Origin of the sequence: Mycolicibacterium llatzerense, from assembly GCF_000878195.1 — a bacterium.
Lineage (GTDB): Bacteria > Actinomycetota > Actinomycetes > Mycobacteriales > Mycobacteriaceae > Mycobacterium > Mycobacterium llatzerense.
In genome coordinates, this window is the sequence record NZ_JXST01000048.1 from 1 (window position 1) to 21,515 (window position 21,515).

Consider the following 21,515-nt stretch of genomic DNA (forward strand, 5'->3'; position numbering starts at 1 on the left):
GGGCAGCCCGAGCAGTCGAGCGCGCTCGGCGACGTCGGCGACCTGGCGGCGACGTGCCCACTCGTTGATCGCCGACCACGCATAGTCGATCGGGACATCGGATTCGAGCAGCGCCGGCACCGCAGCGACGTCATCGGGCCGCGCCAAAGTCAGGGCGAACCAGCCGTCTCGGCCGGCAAGCAGTCGCGTGGCCCCGCCCGCGCTGATCCGGCCTTGCCGGCGCAGCCCCAACAGCGCGGCCCGCCCCGCCAGGAGTTCCGCGGCGTCGACCGTGACGCCGAAATGACCGGACAACTCGGACGCGACCCCGCGTGCCCGGCCCAACACCGCGGCGCGACCGACATCCGGCGGCCCGTCGGGCATGCCGGTCAGCGCGGCCAGCCCGCTGGCCGACCAGTCACGCACAGACGGCATCGACCAAGCCCCAGGTCTGCGCCGTCGCCGCGTCGAGCGTCGCCCCGGACAGCACCAAATACGCGGTGCGCCAGCGACCGATCCGCCGCGTGATGCTCACCGTGCCGCCCGCACCGGGGATCAGCCCTAACGCCAATTCCGGCAGGCCGAGTGTCGCATCGGGATGACAGGTCACCTGCCCGCAGAACGCCGCCATCTCCAGCCCGCTGCCGAGCACCTGTCCGTGCACGACGGCCTGGCAGGCTGCGCCCAGCCTCGCCGTGATCTCGTCGAGCACCTGGGCCGGGCTGTAGCGCGTGCGGGCCAGATGCGCCGACGCCGGATCGTCGAAGGACCCGAATTCGGCAAGATCGCCGCCGCTGCAGAAGGACGGGCCGTTCCCGGTGAGCACCAAACCCGTGACAGAGGTGTCCAACCGAGCCACCTCCAGCGCCTCGAGCAGCGCCGCCCGAGCATCCGTGGAGAACGCGTTGTGGCGCTGCGGACGGTTGAACGCCACATGCAACGTGTCGCCGTCGCGGCGCGACACCACCGGATCAGGCAGCAGCGGAACGGTTTTCGGGCCGCGCTCAGCCAGCCAGCGGCCGAACTCCCGGCCGGATTGCAGCGTCGAGTACGCCAGCGATTCGGTGATCACCCCGGCGAACGCAGGCGCCGCGGGATCGAAAGCGCGGAGCACGTCGTCGCACACGGCGGCGGTCTGCGGCCAGGTCGCTGCGCGTTCGGTGATCTGCGCCAGCGCCTCGCCCACGTCGGGCACCTGCACGGTCCTCGGGTCCGCACACGGGCGGTCGACCAGCGTGAAAGTCGCTTCCCGCAACCAGAACTCGGCGTCGTCGCCCGCGGGATCCCCGACCCCGATCACCAAACCGGCGGCGCCGGGCGCATCGGCGAGGTCGACGACCCTCAGTTCGTCAGGCAACAGAGACCCAGCCCTTCGCCTCACGGTGGGCCACCGGCATGTTCGCGCCTCCTGCTGATATCGACATCCGGATCATGCCATTTCTGCCGTTCATCACACCCGTGTTGTCGGTAGCCGGTGCAAGGATGCGGAGCATGTCGCCCACAGCAGAAACCGCGGGTCCGAAGTGATCGACCACGTATACATTTCGGTCACCGATATCGACACGGCGCTGAAGTTCTACCTCGAAGCCCTCAAGCCTTTGGGCTGGCGAGAGTTCGGCAGCTACAGCGCCTCGTCGGGCCCGGCCAACGTGCCCGACCTCTTCGGCATCGGCGACGCCACGTACGTCTCCGGGACAGGTGTCGGCTCCAGTATCTGGCTGCGGCAACGCCAAGCCGGTGAGACCGGCCTCTATCTCGGCATCGTGTGCGACAACAACGACGCCGTCGACGCGGCCTACGCTGCCGCCATCAGGGCCGGCGGCATCGACGAAGGGAAGCCGGCCGACCGGACCTACTTCGCACCGGGCTACTACGCCGCCAACGTCGCCGACTCGGACGGCAATTGCCTGGAGTTCGTGCACAAGGCGTGGAATGCGACGCGCCAGCCCTAAGCCAAGGCGACGCGCACCGTGACCCGGCCCTTGTCGTCGCGCGTTGCGATGGCATGGCCGGCACGGTCGGTGCCGCGGAAGTTGAGCAGCGTGATGGGTCCGCCGTCGCCGAGGAAATTGCGCCACCAACTCTTGGCGTCCGGCGCCATCACACTGATGACCACATCGTCACCAGAGAGCCGGTAGTTCACCGGGGTCTGGAAGCTGCGCCCCGATTTGCGGCCGGTGTATCGGATTTCGACCAGGTTGCGGCTGACGATTCCGCCAAGGACGGGGACAGTGGTCAGACCCACCGCCGCCTTGTTGAGGGCGTGGGCGACAGGGTTGTCGAAGATGCTGTTGGACATGCTCGCCAGGCTAGCCCGGGTGGTGATAGCCGATCAGTGGACAGTTGTCGGCAGCTGTACACCCTCTCCCGTACGGTGTGTCTGTGAGTTTCACGATTGACAGGTCAGTAGAGATCGACGCGCCCGCCGACGTGGTCTGGCAGGTGCTCACCGATGGAGCCAGCTACGGCGAGTGGAATCCGTTCGTCACCGAGTGCTCGTCGACGTTCGAGCCCGGCAGCCCGATCGACATGAAGGTGGTGCTGGTCGGCCCGCCGAAGAAGCAGCGCGAATTCATCAACACCTTCACCCCGGGTGTCGAGTTCAGCTACAACATGAAGCCCGCCCCGCTGGGACTGCTCCGCAGCGAGCGCTCGCACCGGCTGACCACGCTGCCCGACGGCCGCACCCGCTATGACTCGCATTTCCAGCTGTTCGGCCCGGTGTCACCGATCGTCGCCGGCATCATGGGCCGCGCGCTGAAGAAGGGCTTCGGCGGCATGACCGACGGCGTCAAGAAGCGGGCAGAGTCCATCCGCTGAGCGGATATCGCGCGGTAACCCTCGGCGTGAACCGCGCCGAGGGCCCGCACTGGCGACCAGACGGAAGCGGGACAATCAGCACCGATCGGGTAGTCTGAAACATGTCGGTAATATTGCCGACCCTCAGGGCAGACAACTCGTTGGACGTTGGGCTCATCGCCTCGCCTCGATCTCGTCGCCTCCTCTGAGCCTTCTCAGAGGAACTCATGTCTTCGCGTACCAGTGGTACCCCTTCTCTCATCGCATCTCTCGCCACCTCCAAACCGAGCGAGTCGATCCTTCCGGCAGCTCCGTTTTCCCTGCCCGTTGGTTCCACCGCGATCGTCTACTGCGAGGGCCAGTTCGGCGAGCAGGACGGTAAGACGGCCAACGGCCTGGTCCGGCACTCGGAGAAGTACGAAATCCTCAGTGTCATCGATAGTCTGCGGGCCGGCGTCGATGCCGGGAAGTTCCTCGACGGCACCGCGAACGGCGTTCCGGTGCTGGCGTCGCTCGCCGAGTCCATCGCGCACGCCGGCCGGGTACCTGACTACTTGATCTGTGGGCTGGCGCCTGCCGACGGTCTCCTGTCGGATGAGCAGCGGGTCGTGCTGCTCGACGGCATCGCCCGTGGCATGCACATCATCAACGGTCTGCACGAATTCCTCAACGACGACGCCGAATTCGTGGCGGCAGCCGTGATCGCCGGCGTCACTATCACCGATGTGCGCCGGCCGAAGGACAAGCGCGACCTGCATCTGTTCTCCGGCCGGATCTTCGACGTGACGTGTCCGAGGATCGCAATCCTCGGGACAGACGGGGCGATCGGGAAGCGCACCACTGCCACCTTGCTGGTCCAGGCGCTGAACGCGCACGGCATCAAGGCGGTCATGGTCGGTACCGGTCAGACCACGTTGATCCAGGGCGGGAAGTACGGCGTCGCGCTGGATGCGCTGGTCCCCCAGTTCTGTTCGGGCGAGGTCGAGCACCAGGTCGTCGCCGCGTTCGAGGGTGAGGACCCAGACGTGATCGTGGTCGAGGGCCAGGGCGCGCTCAGCCATCCCGCCTACATCACGTCGGCTCACATCCTTCGTGGCAGCCGCCCGGCCGGCGTGATCGTGCAGCATGCGCCCAAGCGCGCGGTGCTCGGCGACTTCCCCATGGTGCCGATGCCGACCGCGGCCACCGAGATCGCATTGATCGAGGCGTTTGTGGACACCCGCGTCATCGGCATCACGATCAACCACGAAGAGATGACCGAAGACGAGCTGAGTGATGCTATCTCCCAACATCATTCGCAGCTCGGCCTCCCGGTCACCGACCCACTGACCCGCCCGGCGTCGGAGCTGGTCGACATGGTGCTGACGGCCTTCCCCGCGCTCGCGGCGGTGGCCGACACGTCCACTTCTGTGTGACACTCCGGATCGAGACCGACCTCGACAAGATCGAGCAGAACACGCGGATCCTGGTCGACCGGCTGGCCTTGACGGGCATCCGGGTCACCGGGGTCACCAAGGCCGCGTTGGGCTCGCCGGGAGTCGGCGCGGCGATGCTACGTGGCGGCGCCCGCGGCCTCGGCGATTCCCGCGTGCCGAACCTCGCTCGGATGGCCGGCCTCGATGCATCCCCACCACGCACGTTGATCCGCTCGCCCATGCTCAGCCAAGTGGCACAGGTTGTCGACTTCGCCGACGTCAGCCTGAACACCGAGGCCGTCGTCCTGGCGGCGCTCAATCAGGCTGCGGCCCAACAGCATCGGACGCACGCCGTCGTGCTCATGGTCGAGCTCGGTGACCTACGCGAGGGCATCTCGCTCGACGATCTGCCAGCGGCCGCGCGGACCGTCCTCGGTCATTCCGCTCTCCGGCTCGCCGGGGTCGGCGCCAATCTCGCGTGCCAGAGCGGCGTCGTACCCGACGACCGCAACATGGGCGTCCTCACCGGGCTCGCGAACGATATCGAGGCGCGGCACGGGATTTCACTCGACATCGTTTCAGGCGGCAACTCGGCGAACCTGAACTGGGCGCTGCACACCCACGACGTCGGCCGGATCGACGAGCTCCGACTGGGCGAAGCCATCCTTCTCGGCCTCGATCCCCTGTACCGGACAGCGATCCCTGGGCTGCACACGGATGCCTTCACCTTGACCGCCGAAGTCATCGAGGTCGCCACGAAACCGGCTCAACCCTGGGGCGATCGCGCTCAGGCGGCCTTCGGCCATGCGCCCGTCCGCACCGGCAACAGCACTGTGCGCCAAGCAATCCTGGCCCTCGGTCGCCAGGACTCGGACCCCGACGGTCTGCAGCCTCCCGAGGGCATCACGATCCTCGGGATGAGCAGCGACCACCTGGTGGTCGACGTCGCCGATCACCCTGTGGAGGTCGGCGACGAGATCGCTTTCGGTGTCGGCTACGGCGCACTCGTGCGGGCGATGACATCGCCTTTCGTCACCAAGATCGAGCACCGCCTCAGTTGAGGCGGACATCTGCTCAGCGTGCGCTGAACGGAATCCGTAGCCCCGTCCCCATTGTTGTCGTCGGTATGCCCACTGGTGTCGTGCTCGATCCCGACCGTAGTTCCGCCAACCATGTCGCCGCCGCGATCGACCAGGCCCGACGCGCCTACGACGCCGGCGTTCGCCAGGTGTGGATAGCCCAGCAGTTCGACCACGACGCCATCTCGCTGGCCGGATACGTCGGCGCCGCGGTGCCAGGCCTGGGCGTCGGTACCTTCGTCGTACCGATCAACCCACGGCATCCGCTCATCCTCGCCTCCCAAGCGCAGACCGCCCAAGCCGCCACCGGTGGGAACTTCAGCCTCGGGCTGGGTCTGGGGGCCCACGCGCCGGAAGAGGTGGCTTTCGGGACGGCATGGCCCAACACCATCGGCCGGCTACGCGAGCATCTGCAGGTGCTCAGGTCGATCCTCGACACCGGTACCGTCGACTTCCACGGTGACGAATTCACCGCCGCCCCGCAGTTTCCGGTGACAGTCGCCGGCGGCACGCCCCTGCCCGTCTACGTCGCGGCCATGGGTCCCAAGGCATTACGAGTGACGGGCGAATTGGCCGATGGCACGCTGCCCTATCTGGCTGGGCCTCGCACCCTCGAGGATTTCATCGTGCCGACCATCACCGCTGCGGCTACCGAAGCCGGCCGGTCCGCACCGAAGGTGATCGCCGCGGTGCCCGTACTGGTGACCGATGACGTCGAGGAGGGCCGGGCCCGGGCCGCCGAGGCCCTCGAGTTCTACGCAACCATCCCGTCGTACGCGCGGGTGATCGAACGCGAAGGCGTCGACTCGGTCATCGACCTCGCGGCGGTCGGCACCGCCGCCCAAGTGACTGCACAACTGCGCCGCTACCGCGACGCCGGTGCAACGGACATCGTGCTCAGCCCCCTCGTCCGCACGGGCATCGCAGCGCTGGAACCGATCTGGGACGTCGCCGCAGCGCTGTAGACGCGGGCGACAGGCCGGCTACCGCGCTGACGCGACGATGATGTCCACGGCTTCTGCCACGCTGTCGGTGCAGTGGATCAGGTCAAGGTCCGATGCGGAGATCTTCCCTTCGGACTGGACGGTGTTGCGGATCCAGTCGATCAGGCCCGACCAGTAGTCGACGCCCAACATGATGATCGGAAATGCGGTGACCTTGCGGGTCTGGACGAGGGTCAAGGCTTCGAAGAGTTCGTCCAGGGTGCCGAATCCGCCGGGCAGGCAGACGAACGCCTGCGCATATTTGACGAACATGGTCTTGCGCACGAAGAAGTAGCGGAAGTTGATCCCGAGATCGACCCAGTGGTTGAGGCGCTGTTCGAACGGCAGCTCGATACCCAGACCGACCGAATAGCCGCCGGACTCGCTGGCCCCACGGTTGACCGCCTCCATCGCACCCGGGCCGCCACCAGTGATCACCGCATAGCCCGCCCGTGCCAGTGCGGTGCCCAATTCCTCACCCAATCGGTACTCGGGCGAATGCGGTTCCGTGCGAGCAGAGCCGAAAACCGTTACGGCCTTGGGCATTTCGGAGAGCGCATCGAAACCGTCCACGAACTCGCCCTGAATCCGCAGTACCCGCCAGGGGTCCGTGTGCAGCCACTGGGTGTCACGGTGACTATCCAGCAGACGCTGATCAGCGGTCGTGGCAGCGCAACGGTCGCGACGAAGTTGCACCGCACCGCTGATCTGCAGCTCGCCGTCATTGTCCTGGTTGTCGATCTCGTTCACATCGGCCAGCGTATGCGGCGCAGGATCAACTCTGGGTTCAGCGACTCACGGCGCCGTGGCGGATCAGCCCGGCGAGATCCTCACGGTCCGAGATGTCGAGCTTTGTGCAGGCCCGATACAGGTGGCCCTCCACCGTCCGCACCGACACAGTGAGCCGGTCGGCGATTTCGCGGTTACTCAATCCAGCGGCAACCAGGTTGGCGATCTCGCGTTCGCGCACCGTCAAGGGCAAGGGGTGGGTCGCCAATTCCAGTGCCGGAGTTCGCACCCCGCCGCACTGCGCGGCCAGCCGGTTGGCCACGGCTGCAGCCTCGGCGCTCCGCCGCCGGTCGTCGGCCGCTTCGAAGGCGGCCGATGCTTGCGCCGCCGCGTCGAGCGCGGACAACAATGCACCGAGTTGCTCAAATTGCTGTGCAGCGGCGAACAATCCAGCGCCGTCGCGATCACTGACTGCCCGGGCATGCGCCACAATCACGGTGGCGAGACGGCCACCGACGGCAGAGGCGATCTCGATCAACCGGTCCGCGGCACCCTGGTCGCCGAATCGCACCGCATCGTGCAGCGCCAGCATGGACACCGCACATTGGCCGGAGCTGTCGGCCAACCGGGCTGCATCCAATGCCAGCTCGATAGCTGCACTTACGTTTCCCTCGGCCGCAGCGAGCCACGACTCCGCGATCCTCAGCTGCGGGCCGAACACCGCGACGTGCCGGCCCGAGCGGACTTTCAACTCGGCCACCATCTTGGCCCCAGGTTGCACCCGGCCCAACGCGCAATAAGACTGCGCCAGCAGCAGCCGGGCCGGGAAACTCCAGGAGGCTGCCGACTCAGCAGTCAGCGCCGCCACCGTCTGCTCCATCCGCGACACAGTCTCGATGAAGTTGCCGCGGGCAAGTCCGATGGTGCCGGCCAGCACATTGGCCATCCCCCACGCCAGATACTGACCCGACGAGGTGATCCGCATCATGACGGTGGATCGGTCGCTCGCCGCGTCGAATTCTCCGGCGAGCACCAATGCGCGCACCTCCCCGAACGCAGTGAGGTAGCGGAGCAACCCGTCCGCCTTCGCGCTGGCCATGCGACCGCGGCGAGCCAATACCGCCACCTCATCACTGCGTCCCATCAGCGCCAGCGCGAGTGCACCGCCGAATGCCGCCCACTGCACCGCGACCGGGTGCGCGATCGGGTCGGCCAGCACCCGTTCGGCCATCGCCACGGCCTCTGGCAGGCGGTTCTCGAAAGTCAGAGTGGCCGACGCGGTGCCATCGATGATCGGTACCAGCTCGGGACTCGTGATCCGCTCCCGGAGCAACGCGAGTACTTCGTCGGCGCCCTCGGCGTCACCCATCGACCAGTGCAGGTTCGCGATACGCGCCCATCCCCACCGCAGCAGCTCCAGTTCGGTCATCTGTTCGGGATCGAAGGAGCTGAGCGTTTCCTCGGCTTCGGTCGCCTTGCCCTGCCACAGCAGCGAACGCGCCAGCAGTTCTCCGGCCTCGAGACCGCCGCCCCGATTGGTCGCCGCGCGGGCCAGTCGCTCACCCAGCGTCACGTTCGTCAGGGCGATCGCCTCTCGTGCCGCCGTGACGAGCAGGTCCAGTTCGGGGACCTCGTCACTGTCCAAAGTCAGCTCGGCCAGCCGGATTCGATGCGCCGAACTGACCAGTGGACGGTCGCGCATCGCGCGCACGAGTTCGCCGCGCAAGCGGCGCCCCGCGGCCATCCCCAGTCGCCGGCGGATCACCTCACCGAACAATGGGTGGGTGAATCTCACGTCGATGCCACCCGGCTCCTCGGCGACGCGCACCAGGCCGCGGTTCTCCGCCTCTTCCACCACGTCCGCACCGACGATCACCGTCAGGGTGTCCAGGTCGAGTGGTTCGCAGAAGGTCAGCAACCGCAGCGCGTGCAGCACCTGGTCGGGCAACTGGTCGACCCTCGAATCCAGCAACGACGCCAGCTCTGAGGTGACCGCAGCCCGCCCCCGAAGCTGCCACACTCCCCGCACCTGCCGCAGGGTCCCCGCCTCGATGGCCCCTTCCACCAGGTGGCGGACGAATAGCGCGTTGCCGCCCGAGGCCTGCCACATCAGCTCGGCGGACAACCCCTCGACCTGCCCGCCCAAGGCCTCTTCGATGAGGCCGACACATTGCTGCTGGCTGAACGGCATCAAGTGCAACCGCTGCAGATATCGGTCCTTCCACAGCGACGTGATCGCGTCGGGGACCGGCGCGCCGGAACGGACCGTGGCCACGATGCGCACCGACCCGTCCATTGCCAGCTGATGCAGCAGAGTCGCCGACAACTGATCCAACAGATGCGCGTCGTCCACACCGATCACCGAATGACCCTCGGCCATAATCGTTTCGCGCGCCGCGGACAGGAATGCCACCGGATCGCGCGACGTGGCGCTGCGCACGAGATGGGCGAATACCCCGAGCGGAATGCCCCGTGCCGACTCGGTCGCCGCAACCCAGTGGGCGCGCACCGGCAACGACTGGGTGACCAGCCGGGCGAGCGTTGTTTTACCGACACCCGCGTCACCGACCAGGACGATGCCGCATTCGCCGGATTCCCCGAGCAATGCTCCGCGAATCAGCGAGAATTCACTATCGCGGTGAACGACCGGCCAGTTCTGGGCCACGGCGTATAAGACTACCTGCCGGTTTCTGCCGTTGAAGGCGTTATGACAGCGAAATATCAGGCCCGCCTTTCGGGCCGGCAGTTAACGTCCGGCCCGAAATATCGACCGTCACATCTTGTCGTGCAAATCGGACACCATGTCGAATAGCGTCTTGTTGTTGTGGGTCCTGGTGAGGACTTTCGCCAACGTCGTGATTTCGTCCAGCACCGAGCGGGTGGCGTTCTGCCTTAGGTCGAGCGGCGCAGTGTCCGGGGCCAGCAGGTCGACCACACGGTAGTCCGCGCCGTCAGGACCGATCAGCGGCGAGCCGTCGGTGTTCGTGCCGTTCAGCATGTTCCAGATGTCTTGAGTCTGGGCCATGGTGATCACACCTCGCGCCGCTGTGGCGGCTGCCGGTCTCACGCCGGCTGCGGTTCCGATGCCGCAGGCCGCGGCAAAATCGTTGGGCGACAAGCCGTCTGCGACGTTCATATCGCAGTTGCCGAACGGGTTACAGCCCATCGGCAGGCCCTGATTGGCGCCGTATGCGCCGTCTGTGTACTGGTGGGCGATTTGCCCCGGCAGCAGCGGGTTTGAGCCGTACGACGCCGCGATCACCCGTAGTCCTTTGGGCCGCGACAGCCACATCGTGTTGAAGTCGCCCTGGTTGGCGTAGCCGATGATGCGCGCCGGGTTACCGGCGTATTCGGCGAGATTGTTGTAGAGGGCATTGATCCAGGCCGATCCGTCGCCACCAGGGTTCCCGCCGCTTTCGACGTCCAGCATTAGTACGACCCTGGGGTGCAGTCCCCCGTTGGCGTCGATCATCTGCCGCACCGTGTTGGCGTTGTCCTGCCAATTCGGCCGCACGTAGGTGTAAACGATGCCGCAATCCAGCCGGCCGGAGTCCAACGCATTGCGCATCCACGCATAGTTTTGCGCGAAGTTGGAATCCTGGTGAGTGCCGTCGCACACGCGGATCGAGAGAATCTTGTACGGGTAGGAATCGCTGACCGGCGCCTGGAATTCGGACACGTCGGCGAAGAAGCTGTCCACGTGGCCCTGAGTCGGGGGTGTGCCGTCTTCGACGATCGGGCCGGCCACGTACCAGTGATCGTTCCAGTAGTTGCTGTCGGAGGGGATGGCCTTGGGGGTGGTACAGCACCCCCAGGAGCCCGACGATTCCATCGCGACCCCGTCGACGACACAGTTCATGTGCGAGTGGGGACCGCCGTCGCCCTCATGGTGAAGGTTGATCACCACCGGCGCGTCGCCAGGCACGTCGCTCAACGATGCGACGTGCATCAGATCGAACGGCCCGACGTGCTGCTCTCCAACCGGCAGGTAGCGATACGACTCGGTGGACAGACCTTGCCTGCCCCAAACCATTTCGCTGCCGTTGAACACCGCTGAGAGCACATCGGTCACCAAGCCCGAACAGTCACAACCCACACCGCGATCATTCGGATCCCAGGTGCCGCCGTAGACGTACTCGTCGCCGAGCCGGTCCAAGAATATGCGTTTGGCGAACTCCACGTCGCCGCGAGTGACGGTCATCGGTCCCTCCTTTGATGAAGTGATGGAAAACCAAGTGTCGCGACGAAATGTGCAGGCACGCACCAGTAGCCCACTACTCGAATCGGTACTGATCTGGGCACCGAATGTCGTGGTGACGCGGCGAAGGTCGAGTAGCCGGCTACGCGGGCGCCCGAGTCGCCAGCGGCGCAACATCGTTGGGGCGTAGGCGAACTGGATCGCGAGCTGACGCGGCGACTCGGTCGTCCTCGCCGTCACAGAGGAGGTCATCATGAGTCTGGCTTGCATGGCGTCGTTGGCGATCGCGCGCGACCTCGCACCCGCCGGCCAACCGCTGAAGAGCCCGGCGATGGGCTCGACAGGCGCGGATCTTCCGCCACCGGCGCCGCCGAACGGACTGTCGTACCCGCAGTCGGAAATGCCGGCGATGGGGCCGACCGCGACATTGCCTCGACCACCTGAGCTCCGCCAAATCGCCGGCTCCGCACCGCTGGTTGACACAGCTGCCGGATTTGCCCAGTTGCTGGCCGCGCAGATCCCCGCTGAGGCGCTGGTCGCCTACACGACGTTGTTGGCTTTGCTTTATCGCGCGGACGGTTCGTACAACACGGGCCGGTGGGTGCTCTACGGATTTTCGGTGATCGCCTGCGGAGCCACAATTCTTGCGGCTTATTGCGCGAAACGGAATTACACGTTGCACCCCGGTGCCGGTGGCGTGTCCGGCGGCTTGGCTTTACGTGGCATTCGTCCGCCGTACCTGCCGATCGCGGCGGCCATGTTGTCTATGGCCGTCTACGGATTGACAGTGCCCGGGTCGCCACTGCAGTTCAATGTGTCGGAGTCGGCATTTACCTTGCTGTCCGGATCGCTTTCCGTCGGCGGAGCGATGATGATGACCATTCTCACGCCGTTCCTGGGCACCGGTAATGATGCCGTTCCGGTAGCGAATTCCGAGTCATGACACCTGAATTTGAAAAGTCGAGTAGTCGACTACTCGATACAGGTACACGACACCGCCATTAGCTTCGAATTCAGTAAAGGGAGGTGCGCGATGGCTTTTCAGAATCCATCATTGGCATCGGATGCCACCCAGGAACTGCGACTGGCGACCACGATGACCGGTGGTGTCAGCCTCGCGATCTGGATGGCCGGGGTGACACGCGAGATCAATCTGCTTACCCAGGCGTCTCAGTGGCGATTGAAGGGCGGCGACCTCCCCGCCTCCACGCTGACCACAGCGGCGGAAGCGTCCCTCAAGCTGTATGCCGAACTGATCGATGTGCTCGACGTCGTTGTCGACGTCGACGTCCTGTCAGGGACCAGCGCCGGCGGCATCAACGCAGCGTTCCTTGCCTGGGCCCGAGTCAAGGGCGCCGACCTCGGCAATCTCCGCGAACTCTGGCTCGACCTGGGTGCCTTGACCGACCTGTTGCGCGAGCCGACGGACGCCAGCACGCCGTCGTTGCTCTACGGCGACGAACGCATGTTCAAGAGCCTCGACGCCGAGATTCCGACATTCACGCATGGGCCGTTCCCGATCCAGCCCACCGCCGGCAGCAACGGTGGTCTCCCGTCCACCACGCTCTACATCACGACGACGCTGCTCAACGGCGAGACCAGCAGGTTCACCGACTCCTTCGGTACCCAGGTCCAAGATGTCGACCGGCGCGGCGTCTTCACCTTCACCGAGAAGAACCTCACGAATGGCGACGCCGCGTCAGCGCTGGCGTTGGCCGCCCGCAGCAGCGCCTCGTTCCCCGCCGCATTCGAACCCTCCTTCATCCCCTTCACCGAAGGAACCGCCAAGACGGGAGGCGTGCCCGCTCGACCGCCGATGGCACCCTTCACCAACTTCACGCGGCCGCACTGGGTCGCCGATGGCGGAATGCTGGACAACCGTCCCATTGACGTTGTGCTGCAACGAATCTTCGACCGTCCCGCCCAACGACCAGTCCGCCGGGTCCTCCTGTTCGTCGTGCCATCTTCGGGACCGACACCGACCCTGGAAGAAGCTCCGCAAGACGAACTCAACGAACCACTCGGACTCCTTGACTCGCTGCTCAAGGATCTCACCGCGATGACCTCACAGTCGATCTCAGCCGACCTGCGCGCCATCCGCACCCACCAAGACCGCATGCACGCGCGCGTCAACACGAGACTGCATCTCGCGCAGCTCGCCCTCAAGCTGGGGGCAGATACGCCGTTGCTCACCCCACAGCTGCTGGCGGACTACACCCTGCAAGAAGCTACCCGACACGCACAGACCATCACCGCCGCCCTGCTCCGCCAACTGAGTACATGGCCAGCGGCGAACGGCTCACCGCAGTGCATCCCCACGAACTGGGGGGCCAATCTGAAGATCGGCGGCAATGCCGAAACCCTCTGCCGCACAACGATCACCGAAGCCATCAAGAACCGTTGGCAGTCCGCCGGCGGTTCGTTGCCAACGAGCGCAGCCGACCTAACACGGTACGGACGGCCGGCCTTCGACCTTGCCAAAGCGTGCGCGATCGTCATCATCCGGGCCGCCTACCAGCTCGCGACATCGCCAGCCGAAATGGCCGCCGTGGCGACGATCGCCAACGGCATATCCGATGCGTGCCCGCCGCCCGAACCGTTCGACCTCGGCGACCTCGTCAACACAGTCTGCACCAACCCGCAGACCCGGAACGGTTCGTTGCAAGACGCCGCCACTCAACTCGCCGACGCCTACCTCGAACACTTCGGAGTCGAAGACGATCCCTGGGGCAAGCTGGGCACTGCCATTGTCAACGGTTACGGAACGCTGAGCGCCATTGCCGACCAATCAGCGACGCCCGACCCCGCAGCAGATGGCGTGCGCGCGCCCGACGCGCGACAAGTCGATCAGCTGACGACCTACCTCGAATATCTTGCGCCAGGCACCAATCCGGCGACCGTGGCAACCAAGCTGTTCAACCTCGCCGCCACCCAGCGAGCGATGCTCCCCGCCGACGCAGACGTCGAACAATCACTCGAATTGATACAGGTCAGCGCCGACACCCGGTGCCAGCTCGCACCCGAATGCCAGACTGCCGCCCAGAAACTCACCGGCATGCAGTTCCACCACTTCGGCGCCTTCTACAAACGCTCATGGCGAGCCAACGACTGGATGTGGGGTCGACTCGACGGAGCGGGATGGCTCGTCCACGCCCTGCTGGAACCACGACGAGTGCAGCGGATCGTCCAAACACACAGAGCCGGGTGGCCGGCCGGCCCGGACTGCAGAGCCCAGTGGTTCGCGAGCAGGCTCAGTACGATTGGGGCACAGGATAATCCGAGTCCTACTCCCCCGCCGGCCGCGGTACTCACAGAACTCCGATTCCTGGACCAGCCAGAAATGCCGCTACCGTCCAGCCTTCCCAACACATCACTGTGGCTGGCGCAGGCGTGGCAGAAGCGCGTCCTCGACGAGGAATTGGACGCGCTAGCCAATGCGGTGCTCAACCCACAACCACCGAAACCCGCGGACTGGAGCCCCACAACAACTCACGACTGGGCCGAAAAGGTACTGGCCAAACCCTCCGGACCCGCCAAATACGCTCTCCTGGCAGAGAATCCCGTCGCCCGCGAGACCCTCGCCACCGACAGGAGCTCGCCACTCATGTCGCGCACCATCACCAAAACCGTTGCCACCGCGACCGCGGCGGTCGGCTGCGTCCAGCAGCTGCCCGGCGTCCTCAAGCCGCCCCTGAACACGGCCCGGACCATGGCACTGGGTGCATACCGCGTCGTGTGGTCGACCAAAGGCAATGCGGGACCGGTCATCATGGCCGGCGCCGTGCTGCTGATTCTCGGTGTCGCGGCTGCGATGCAATCCTCAACCGGGCTCGGACTGTTCGGTCTCGGCGCGAGCGGGACCGGCGCCTATCTCATCACACTGGGAACCTGGCAACGCTCCAGCAAGCTGCCGCTTGCCTTGCTCTCGACAACGCTCGTGATCCTGATCGCGGCCCTGACCGTACCTACAGTCCGGACGGCATTGTTCGGCACCCGCGAGCACAGCGGTTTCGTTGGCGCCCATGCCTACTGGATCGGAGCCCAGTGGTGGTACCCCCTCATCGCCGTCGGAGCGCTCGCGTTGGCGGTCAGCGCCGTCGGTGCCGGCATCGAACGTGCGAGGCACAGCCACAAACGATGAACAGCGAGGTCTCGACCTGGGACCAGCGCGACATGACAAGAAGGGAGCAGACCGATGCCACTACCGTACGGGCCGGGGGCCCACGGAACAGAAATCGAATACTGGCAAGCATGGTTCCAGCGTGAGTATCGCGCGTATGCACCGATCAAGGACCGGGTTTACGGTGACGGCGATGTCGCCGCGGTCACCGAAATGCAACGGCGCCTAGGGTTACCGCAGACCGGAATCTTCGACGACACGACCGCGCAAGCCGTCCACTACGTTCCGCCACCGCCGAATCTGCGCCCGATCATGTTCACGGTCGAGGGCCACCTTTCGGACATGTTCAGGGGGCCGGTGGCCGACACGGCGACTGCCCTTGAATCCCAAGGCATTTGCCGTCACCAGCCCATCGGCTACAACAACGGCGCGCTCCCGTTCGACAACGACAGCGGTGTCAACGAACTCGCCCGGCTGCTCGGCGCCACCCAGATGGACAACGGCGTTCCGTTCCCGCAGGGCACGCCCTGGTCGCTCGGCATCTACTCCCAGGGCGCGATCGTGGGATCGTACTTCTACTTCCGCTACCTGCAACCCGGTCAGCCGCTGGCCTGGCGCACCCCGGATCTCAAAGGCGTTCTGGCGTACGCCAACCCGTGTCGGCAGACCGATTCCATCGCGCCATGGGCCAGACCAGGGGTGACAGCGACCGGTACCCACGGCCTGGACCCGCTTCAGCGGTTCGGGTTGCCCGGTTTCCCTGCCAAGCCCGACAACTGGATGGACGTCTACCGCGAAGGCGACATCTTCGCCGAGAACAAAGACGACCAGGCAAGTGCGGTCAAAGCTGCCGTCTACGAAGCGGTGATGAACGACTGGATCAGCAACCCGTTCTCCCTTGCCGGGCAGATCGCGTTCACTCTCCACGCGCCCTTCAACGAGGTGTTCGCGGTAATCGAGGCGATGATCAGCGGCGCGGTGTTCCTGGCCAGTAACCCGAACCCGCACTACGCGCCGTTCGAGCTCGAGGGCGGCACGCAGTGGATGCGCGAACGACTCATCAGTGGATCAGTACCGACGCCGGTAGTCGTCTGAATCCCCTAGCCCACGCGGACTTGGATCACTGCGTACCCGCCGCTGGTCCGCCATCGCTCTCCGGTGGCATCGAGTTGTGCGACTTGCTCGGACGTGAGGCCGACGAGGACTTCCGATTTCAACGTCCGCAGTGCGGTCACCGGAGACGGAAAGTAGGCCACGGTTTCGTCGAACGGTGTCGTGGCGGGCCAGTACCGGTCTCCGACGAGGCGCCGATAGTTGAGGTCGCCTTTCATCACCGTCATTGTGGCCGTGGCAAATTCGGCTGCGAGGTCGTCGGGCATGTCGTGGAACGCCAGCGGCGCACAGAAGAACTTATGCGTGCGTACCTTGAGCCGGCCGCTGCGCACAGCGTCCCAGAGTCGGTCGCCGATGCTGCCGATCTGGGGACGTGGCTCGGCCCTCAACCGTTGGATGACCGCCAGCACATCGGTCATGGTCGCATCCGACACGTAGTAGGGGCATGGCTTGACGTACAGCACGATCTCGGCCGCAAGACGCTGCGTGAGCAGACTGTCGGCCAGCACGAGATCCGCCAGCAGCTCGCGTCCGGCGTTGTCTGCGACGACGCAGACGATCGGGTTGTCCTGCGCACTCAGCGCAGCCCAGAGCAACGCACTGTCGTCGACGAGGATGCCCTCCGACCGGGCTTCTGCGGCAGCTGCGTTCAGTTGGAGTTGGAAGCTGAGGTCGGCGCGGTTACCCCACAGCGCGGCAGCCAGCAGCGCCTCGTGTTGCAGGTCCCCCGACGCGTCCGCCAATACGGCGAACGCACTCAGTTCTTCATCGACCTCTGGTCCCGCCAACTCGGCGTTCTTGACCGGAGCGAACGGGTCGACTCCGTGCCAGGGGCCGGTCCCGAAGTAGCCGACAGCCTCGAGCAATCGCCGGTAGAAGTAGCTTTCGCTCCACAGGAACGGCACGTCACCCCACGGTCGTCCGTAGAGGCCTTCTCCCCACGCCAGCCAATCGGCACGGTCATGAGCCGTCTCGGGCAACGGCTCGAGGACGCCGGTGGTGCTTTCGGCGAGAAGCTGTTGCAGCATCGCCCCCTCAGCGGAGGGGTACGGCGTGGTGTCCAGTACCTGACGAATCAGCTTTGGGTGCCGCTCGTGGAACACACCCCACTCGAAGGAGCCGGGGACCGCTGCGGTGATCGTGGGCGCAGCAGTGCTGTCTGCATGGCTTGGCACCATCAAACCCGCGGGGGTCCGCTACTCCGCTAGGCGGAAGTACGGTTCGACCGTGCCGCTTTGCTTGACGACCATCGGATTTCCGCGGCGATCTTTGGCGGTCGGGACTTCCAAACGCACCCAACCCTCGGCGACGTCGTATTCGACCACGTTGGTTCGCTCGACGCCATTGAAGCGAATACCCACGCCTCGGATGAGCGCCTCTTCGCTATAGAAGGGGCTACGCGGATCGATGGAGAGGTGATTCGGTGGGACGTCTGTGTTCTGATCCTCGGGCATGATGGCTTTCGTCGATTGGTGCGTTGGGTTCTCGGACTTGATTCTCCAAGAACGTACGCGACCCTGCACCGGCGGGTTCCGGGTAGGTCTCGGCGAGCCGTGGGGCCGAAAGAATTCCGATCTAAACCCGTTGGCGGCGTGGGCAATTGCTGACGAGCGCCCTCTCAGCATCCCCACGTACCTCACGCGTCGCACCCGTCCCGCGAACTCCACCGGGTGCGGTCACTCGCCTACTCCCATATCAATCTCAGTACCCCAAAACTCGGCCTACCATCGGAATTTATGGGCCGGGTGAAGGCAACTCACCAGAGCCTCGCGACAGATCAAACCTCATGGCAGAAGGAGGGATGGGCTGATGAAAACCGCACTAGCGATCGCCGCCACCGCGCTCGCACTCAGCCCCATTGGCGTAGCCCACGCCACGCCGGGACAATGCATGAACACGCCCTGGGGCGGATTCTGCGACGGACAATCCGACAACAACGGCATCTTCAACCATTGCGAAGGCGCACTGGGATTCAGCAACTGCTACTACGTGCGCGCCGTACCCACGGATGTAGACCCGCGCGGGTGGGTACCGCTGAACTGACGCCTCGCTCGCCTGGAGCAGTTGCGGACGGGCGGCGTTCAGCTCGGTATCAGCCGGAGTTGACGCGCCTTTTCCAGAATGATCCGGGCGCGGTTCAACCGAGGTAAGTCGCTGCCGTCCTTGGGTTTTCCACCGCGGGCGTTGAACTGCTCGACGAACTCGCGCGCCCAGCCGATATCAGAATCGGACGGGCTCAGCCCGGTGTTGATGGTGTCGGCGTCGGACGAACGCAGCGCGAGCTTGCCCGTCATCCCCATCTGCCGAGTGAGCGCCACGCCCTCGGCCAGCTGATCCGGGTCGCGGGTCGGCCCGTCGATCGGACCCGGGATGTGCGCCGCGCGCGATGCGACGACCAGCTGGGAACGGCTGTAGGCCAGCGCCAACGGGTCCTGCTCCACCCCGATGTCCAGTGTGTAGTCGTTGACGCCGAACGCGATGCGAAAGCACGGTCGCGCCGCGGCGATGTCATGCACGCGCGCCAGCCCGCGCGCGGTTTCGATCAACGCGATCACCGGCGACTCGCCGCCGAGCCGGTTCGCGGTGTCCCACATGTGATTCCCGCCCTCCGTCTTGGCCAGCACGACGCCCTTCATCCCGCGGCACTCGGCCAGGGCACGACAGTCGGCAGACCAGAAATCGCTGGACGCATCGTTGACGCGGACCCACGCCCGGGCGCCGGAGTTCAGGAATTCGATGACCCGGTCCCGCGCCGCCTCCTTCTCATCGGGAGCGACGGCGTCTTCGAGATCCAGAATCACCTCGTCGGAGCTCGTGGTCGCCACAAGTGCCCCGAGATCAGGCTCGCGAGACGGATTGACGAGGAGCCAGGAGCGCGAAACCTTCGAGTTCACGGTCATGGCGTCAGGCTAACCGGACAACAAGATCTAGTCGTCGGCTTCGAGTCGCTGTTTCAGATTCCGCAATGTGATGGCCAAGTTCCTGCTCTGAATCTCAGCTCCGGTCAGGCCGTTCGCTGACCAGTGATTGACTGCATCGACTACCGGCCGTGGCCAGGGGCCAACCGCCCAGGTCTCACTGACCGCGGTCGTCGCCTCGTCGATTGGCCGGAACCGGTACGTCCAGGTCGCTATCGGGAAACGCAGAAACGGTCGGTCCCATCCGATCGCCCGCACCTTGAAGGCAAAGCACTCGTTGACATCGGCGGCGATCACCTCGCAGCGGGTGGTCCAGCGCAAGCGGCCACGCAGGTTGCGGCCGTCGAAGACTGTTCCGACACCCACGATTCCACCGTCTCTGATGGTCGCGCCGGTGTTCTCCGGACTCCACCGGCCCATTTGCGTCACATCGGCTACCTGCGCATAGACACGATCGACAGGAACATTGATCACCACCTCTTCGGTGGCGGTAGCCAGATTGCCGCCGACATGCGCGGAACGCCGGTCAGGCCGCAGTGCTCTGGCCAGCTCCAGAGCGAACGTCGGTGCACGAAACACCATCTTCTCGGCCGCGCGTTCAGCTTCGGCCCAACCGCCATCCCAAGTTCTGGATGCGCTGCTATATCTCGCCATCACCACTCCCTGGTCGATTGTTGCGCCTTGTGCCGATGGCCATAGTCTTCGACTTGTGGCTGCCGGCTGTCCAGACCGGGCCTTCGACGCCTAGCGCGCCTGCGCCGACATCCGTGCGATCGGCGTGAGCAGGACCCCGGTTGCGCCGGGTTGACGCTATCGACCCGCTGAGATTTTCGACGCGCCCAGGGGGCCAGGGACTGCCTGGCTAGGCCCGCGGTCCGTATAGAGCAGACATCCAAATGTTGTACAGCACGTCGACTACAAGGTCCGGGTCCGGGTGGGGCTCACGCGAAAACGCCTGTGTCAGATAGCGTTCGTCCATCCAGACCAAGGCCCGTGCGGTTTCGGTGGTATCGAGGTCGGCCTTGATCCGCCCATCCGCCTGATCATCGGCGATGCGTTTGGCGGTGGCGTCGATGAACCGTTGAATGAGGTCTGCGTAAGCGGCTTCGACCTTCTCGTCGCTACCCGCCGCGTCCGACAGCGCACGTAAGACGGCACCATGTTGCGAATAGACCTCGGTCAGCCCTTTGAATGCCGACCTCGCGTCGTTGACGAGGTCGGTGCCCACGAGCCACCGGTCGACCATCTCTCCGATCTCCATCCCGAGTTGCTCGACGACGCGCAGCGCGAGATCGTGGCGGTCCCGGAAGTGCACGTAGAACGCCGGCCGCTTGAGTCCAGTCCGGCTCATCACCGCGTCGACGGTCATCTCGCGGAATGGCCGCTCCCGCAAGAACTCCTCCGCCGCGACGAGGATTTCGCGTTCGGACTCCTTGGGATCGTGTTTGGGGCGTCTGCTCATCGTGTCCTTAGTTCATCACAACCGTGGCGCGATGCCGGTTATGTTCGTCCATCGCGCGGTAGGCGTAGTAGTAGACGATCAACTGGAGCGCCCACGTCGTCAGCGCCGCCGTGTAGAAGATCGTCCGGTTCGAGTCATCACCGGGTACGTCGTAGAAGTCATACGTCGCGGCGATCACCGACCCCATCGCAGTCACGACCATGACGAGCACCGCGTGGCCCCGCTCGCCGATACGCCACAGCCGGGTGGCGAAATAGATCAGGAAAATCGTGGTGAGGACGTTCACCGCGACGAGGAACACCGCGCCGGTCAGGCCGATGTGGTGCGTGACCGGTGATGCCGTCCGCAAGGCGTAGAACGTGAGGACGAGACCGACCACGCCGGCCAGGGCGAAGACGCCGATATCGACTGCGCGCGACGGCTGGTATCCGTGGGTCACGGCCATCAAGCCGAGCACCAGGATCAAGGTGATCCCGACCGATCTGGAGAACGCGTCGAAGAAGATCGCGACGTGAAAACTGCCGCTCTCCTGGCTCAGCCGCAGCACCGCGTAGATCAAGAAGTTGACCCCGGAGGTTGCGACGATGATCCACTCCAGACCGAGCAGATAGTTCCCATGGTTCCGGATGAACTTCCAGCCGTAGGTGAAGCCGGCGAAGATCATGAGGAGATCCGCGAGGGCGAACAACGCGCCGATGACGTCCATATTTGCTCCTTGCC

20 protein-coding genes and 1 pseudogene are annotated in these 21,515 nt (G+C 65.2%); 9 read left to right on the top strand and 12 right to left on the bottom strand.

Annotated features, from left to right (window positions below; translation table 11 throughout):
* Together TL10_RS25195 and TL10_RS25200 are read right to left on the bottom strand one after the other, a co-directional pair.
* Positions 1-414 (bottom strand): annotated as a pseudogene (locus TL10_RS25195) (CoA transferase); the annotation flags it as partial.
* Positions 398-1,336 carry an enoyl-CoA hydratase/isomerase family protein gene (locus TL10_RS25200; RefSeq protein WP_234711536.1) on the bottom strand — a complete coding sequence of 313 codons (939 nt, stop codon included), beginning with the start codon at positions 1,334-1,336 and terminating at the stop codon, positions 398-400. The pseudogene TL10_RS25195 and the gene TL10_RS25200, both read right to left, overlap by 17 nt.
* Before the next feature lie 166 nt (positions 1,337-1,502).
* On the opposite strand from TL10_RS25200, the gene TL10_RS25205 reads away from it, so the two are divergent.
* The gene (locus TL10_RS25205; RefSeq protein ID WP_043987827.1) at positions 1,503-1,931 is read left to right on the top strand and encodes a VOC family protein; all 429 of its coding nucleotides are present in this window, start codon (positions 1,503-1,505) and stop codon (positions 1,929-1,931) included.
* On the opposite strand, the gene TL10_RS25210 is transcribed toward TL10_RS25205, so the two are convergent.
* Positions 1,928-2,278 carry a hypothetical protein gene (locus TL10_RS25210; RefSeq protein WP_043398690.1) on the bottom strand — a complete coding sequence of 117 codons (351 nt, stop codon included), beginning with the start codon at positions 2,276-2,278 and terminating at the stop codon, positions 1,928-1,930. The two genes, TL10_RS25205 and TL10_RS25210, sit on opposite strands and share 4 nt — an antisense overlap.
* Positions 2,279-2,361: 83 nt before the next feature.
* Between TL10_RS25210 and TL10_RS25215 the strand changes: the two genes are divergently transcribed.
* The 4 genes from TL10_RS25215 (at position 2,362) to TL10_RS25230 (ending at position 6,237) form a co-directional block, all read left to right on the top strand.
* Positions 2,362-2,799 (top strand): SRPBCC domain-containing protein, encoded by a 438-nt coding sequence (locus tag TL10_RS25215; protein WP_043398693.1) that lies wholly within the window; start codon positions 2,362-2,364, stop codon positions 2,797-2,799.
* Between the two features lie 206 nt (positions 2,800-3,005).
* Positions 3,006-4,193 carry an N-acetyltransferase DgcN family protein gene (locus TL10_RS25220; protein WP_082068083.1) on the top strand — a complete coding sequence of 396 codons (1,188 nt, stop codon included), beginning with the start codon at positions 3,006-3,008 and terminating at the stop codon, positions 4,191-4,193.
* Positions 4,190-5,254, top strand: a complete 1,065-nt coding sequence (locus tag TL10_RS25225; RefSeq protein WP_043987828.1) for an alanine/ornithine racemase family PLP-dependent enzyme — start codon at positions 4,190-4,192, stop codon at positions 5,252-5,254. Before TL10_RS25220 ends, TL10_RS25225 begins: the two co-directional genes overlap by 4 nt.
* 65 nt (positions 5,255-5,319) lie before the next feature.
* Positions 5,320-6,237: an LLM class F420-dependent oxidoreductase gene (locus TL10_RS25230; RefSeq protein ID WP_043987829.1), complete on the top strand. Its 918-nt coding sequence runs from the start codon at positions 5,320-5,322 to the stop codon at positions 6,235-6,237.
* Positions 6,238-6,255: 18 nt separating this feature from the next.
* Here the strand turns inward: TL10_RS25230 and TL10_RS25235 are convergent, their stop codons facing one another.
* From TL10_RS25235 to TL10_RS31800, 3 genes are all read right to left on the bottom strand, one after another.
* Positions 6,256-7,005: an LOG family protein gene (locus tag TL10_RS25235; RefSeq protein WP_043987830.1), complete on the bottom strand. Its 750-nt coding sequence runs from the start codon at positions 7,003-7,005 to the stop codon at positions 6,256-6,258.
* A gap of 37 nt (positions 7,006-7,042) precedes the next feature.
* Positions 7,043-9,649: a helix-turn-helix transcriptional regulator gene (locus TL10_RS25240; RefSeq protein ID WP_043398700.1), complete on the bottom strand. Its 2,607-nt coding sequence runs from the start codon at positions 9,647-9,649 to the stop codon at positions 7,043-7,045.
* Positions 9,650-9,757: 108 nt separating this feature from the next.
* Positions 9,758-11,185, bottom strand: coding sequence for a glycoside hydrolase family 25 domain-containing protein (locus TL10_RS31800; RefSeq protein ID WP_231575635.1), 1,428 nt, complete (start codon positions 11,183-11,185; stop codon positions 9,758-9,760).
* A 265-nt stretch (positions 11,186-11,450) separates the two neighbouring features.
* Between TL10_RS31800 and TL10_RS25255 the strand changes: the two genes are divergently transcribed.
* The 3 genes from TL10_RS25255 to TL10_RS25265 all read left to right on the top strand — a co-directional run bounded on the left by TL10_RS25255 (position 11,451) and on the right by TL10_RS25265 (position 16,397).
* Positions 11,451-12,125, top strand: a complete 675-nt coding sequence (locus TL10_RS25255; RefSeq protein ID WP_043398703.1) for a hypothetical protein — start codon at positions 11,451-11,453, stop codon at positions 12,123-12,125.
* A gap of 90 nt (positions 12,126-12,215) precedes the next feature.
* Positions 12,216-15,323 carry a patatin-like protein gene (locus TL10_RS25260; protein ID WP_081936781.1) on the top strand — a complete coding sequence of 1,036 codons (3,108 nt, stop codon included), beginning with the start codon at positions 12,216-12,218 and terminating at the stop codon, positions 15,321-15,323.
* A 54-nt stretch (positions 15,324-15,377) separates the two neighbouring features.
* A complete protein-coding gene (locus TL10_RS25265; protein WP_231575636.1) occupies positions 15,378-16,397 on the top strand; it encodes a peptidoglycan-binding domain-containing protein in 1,020 nt (339 codons plus the stop codon).
* A 5-nt stretch (positions 16,398-16,402) separates the two neighbouring features.
* Here the strand turns inward: TL10_RS25265 and TL10_RS25270 are convergent, their stop codons facing one another.
* Positions 16,403-17,590: a damage-control phosphatase ARMT1 family protein gene (locus TL10_RS25270; RefSeq protein WP_231575637.1), complete on the bottom strand. Its 1,188-nt coding sequence runs from the start codon at positions 17,588-17,590 to the stop codon at positions 16,403-16,405.
* 21 nt (positions 17,591-17,611) lie between these two features.
* A complete protein-coding gene (locus TL10_RS25275) occupies positions 17,612-17,869 on the bottom strand; it encodes a DUF3297 family protein (protein WP_043398709.1) in 258 nt (85 codons plus the stop codon).
* A 355-nt stretch (positions 17,870-18,224) separates the two neighbouring features.
* On the opposite strand from TL10_RS25275, the gene TL10_RS31040 reads away from it, so the two are divergent.
* Complete coding sequence (locus tag TL10_RS31040) at positions 18,225-18,458, top strand: hypothetical protein (RefSeq protein WP_131630807.1); 234 nt, start codon at positions 18,225-18,227, stop codon at positions 18,456-18,458.
* 38 nt (positions 18,459-18,496) lie between these two features.
* On the opposite strand, the gene TL10_RS25280 is transcribed toward TL10_RS31040, so the two are convergent.
* The 4 genes from TL10_RS25280 to TL10_RS25295 all read right to left on the bottom strand — a co-directional run bounded on the left by TL10_RS25280 (position 18,497) and on the right by TL10_RS25295 (position 21,501).
* Complete coding sequence (locus tag TL10_RS25280; RefSeq protein WP_043398712.1) at positions 18,497-19,315, bottom strand: HpcH/HpaI aldolase/citrate lyase family protein; 819 nt, start codon at positions 19,313-19,315, stop codon at positions 18,497-18,499.
* A gap of 27 nt (positions 19,316-19,342) precedes the next feature.
* The gene (locus tag TL10_RS25285) at positions 19,343-19,987 is read right to left on the bottom strand and encodes an SRPBCC family protein (RefSeq protein WP_234711537.1); all 645 of its coding nucleotides are present in this window, start codon (positions 19,985-19,987) and stop codon (positions 19,343-19,345) included.
* A 208-nt stretch (positions 19,988-20,195) separates the two neighbouring features.
* Positions 20,196-20,795 (bottom strand): TetR/AcrR family transcriptional regulator, encoded by a 600-nt coding sequence (locus tag TL10_RS25290; protein WP_043398715.1) that lies wholly within the window; start codon positions 20,793-20,795, stop codon positions 20,196-20,198.
* 7 nt (positions 20,796-20,802) lie between these two features.
* Positions 20,803-21,501: a hypothetical protein gene (locus TL10_RS25295; RefSeq protein WP_043987831.1), complete on the bottom strand. Its 699-nt coding sequence runs from the start codon at positions 21,499-21,501 to the stop codon at positions 20,803-20,805.
* Between the last annotated feature and the right edge of the window lie 14 nt (positions 21,502-21,515).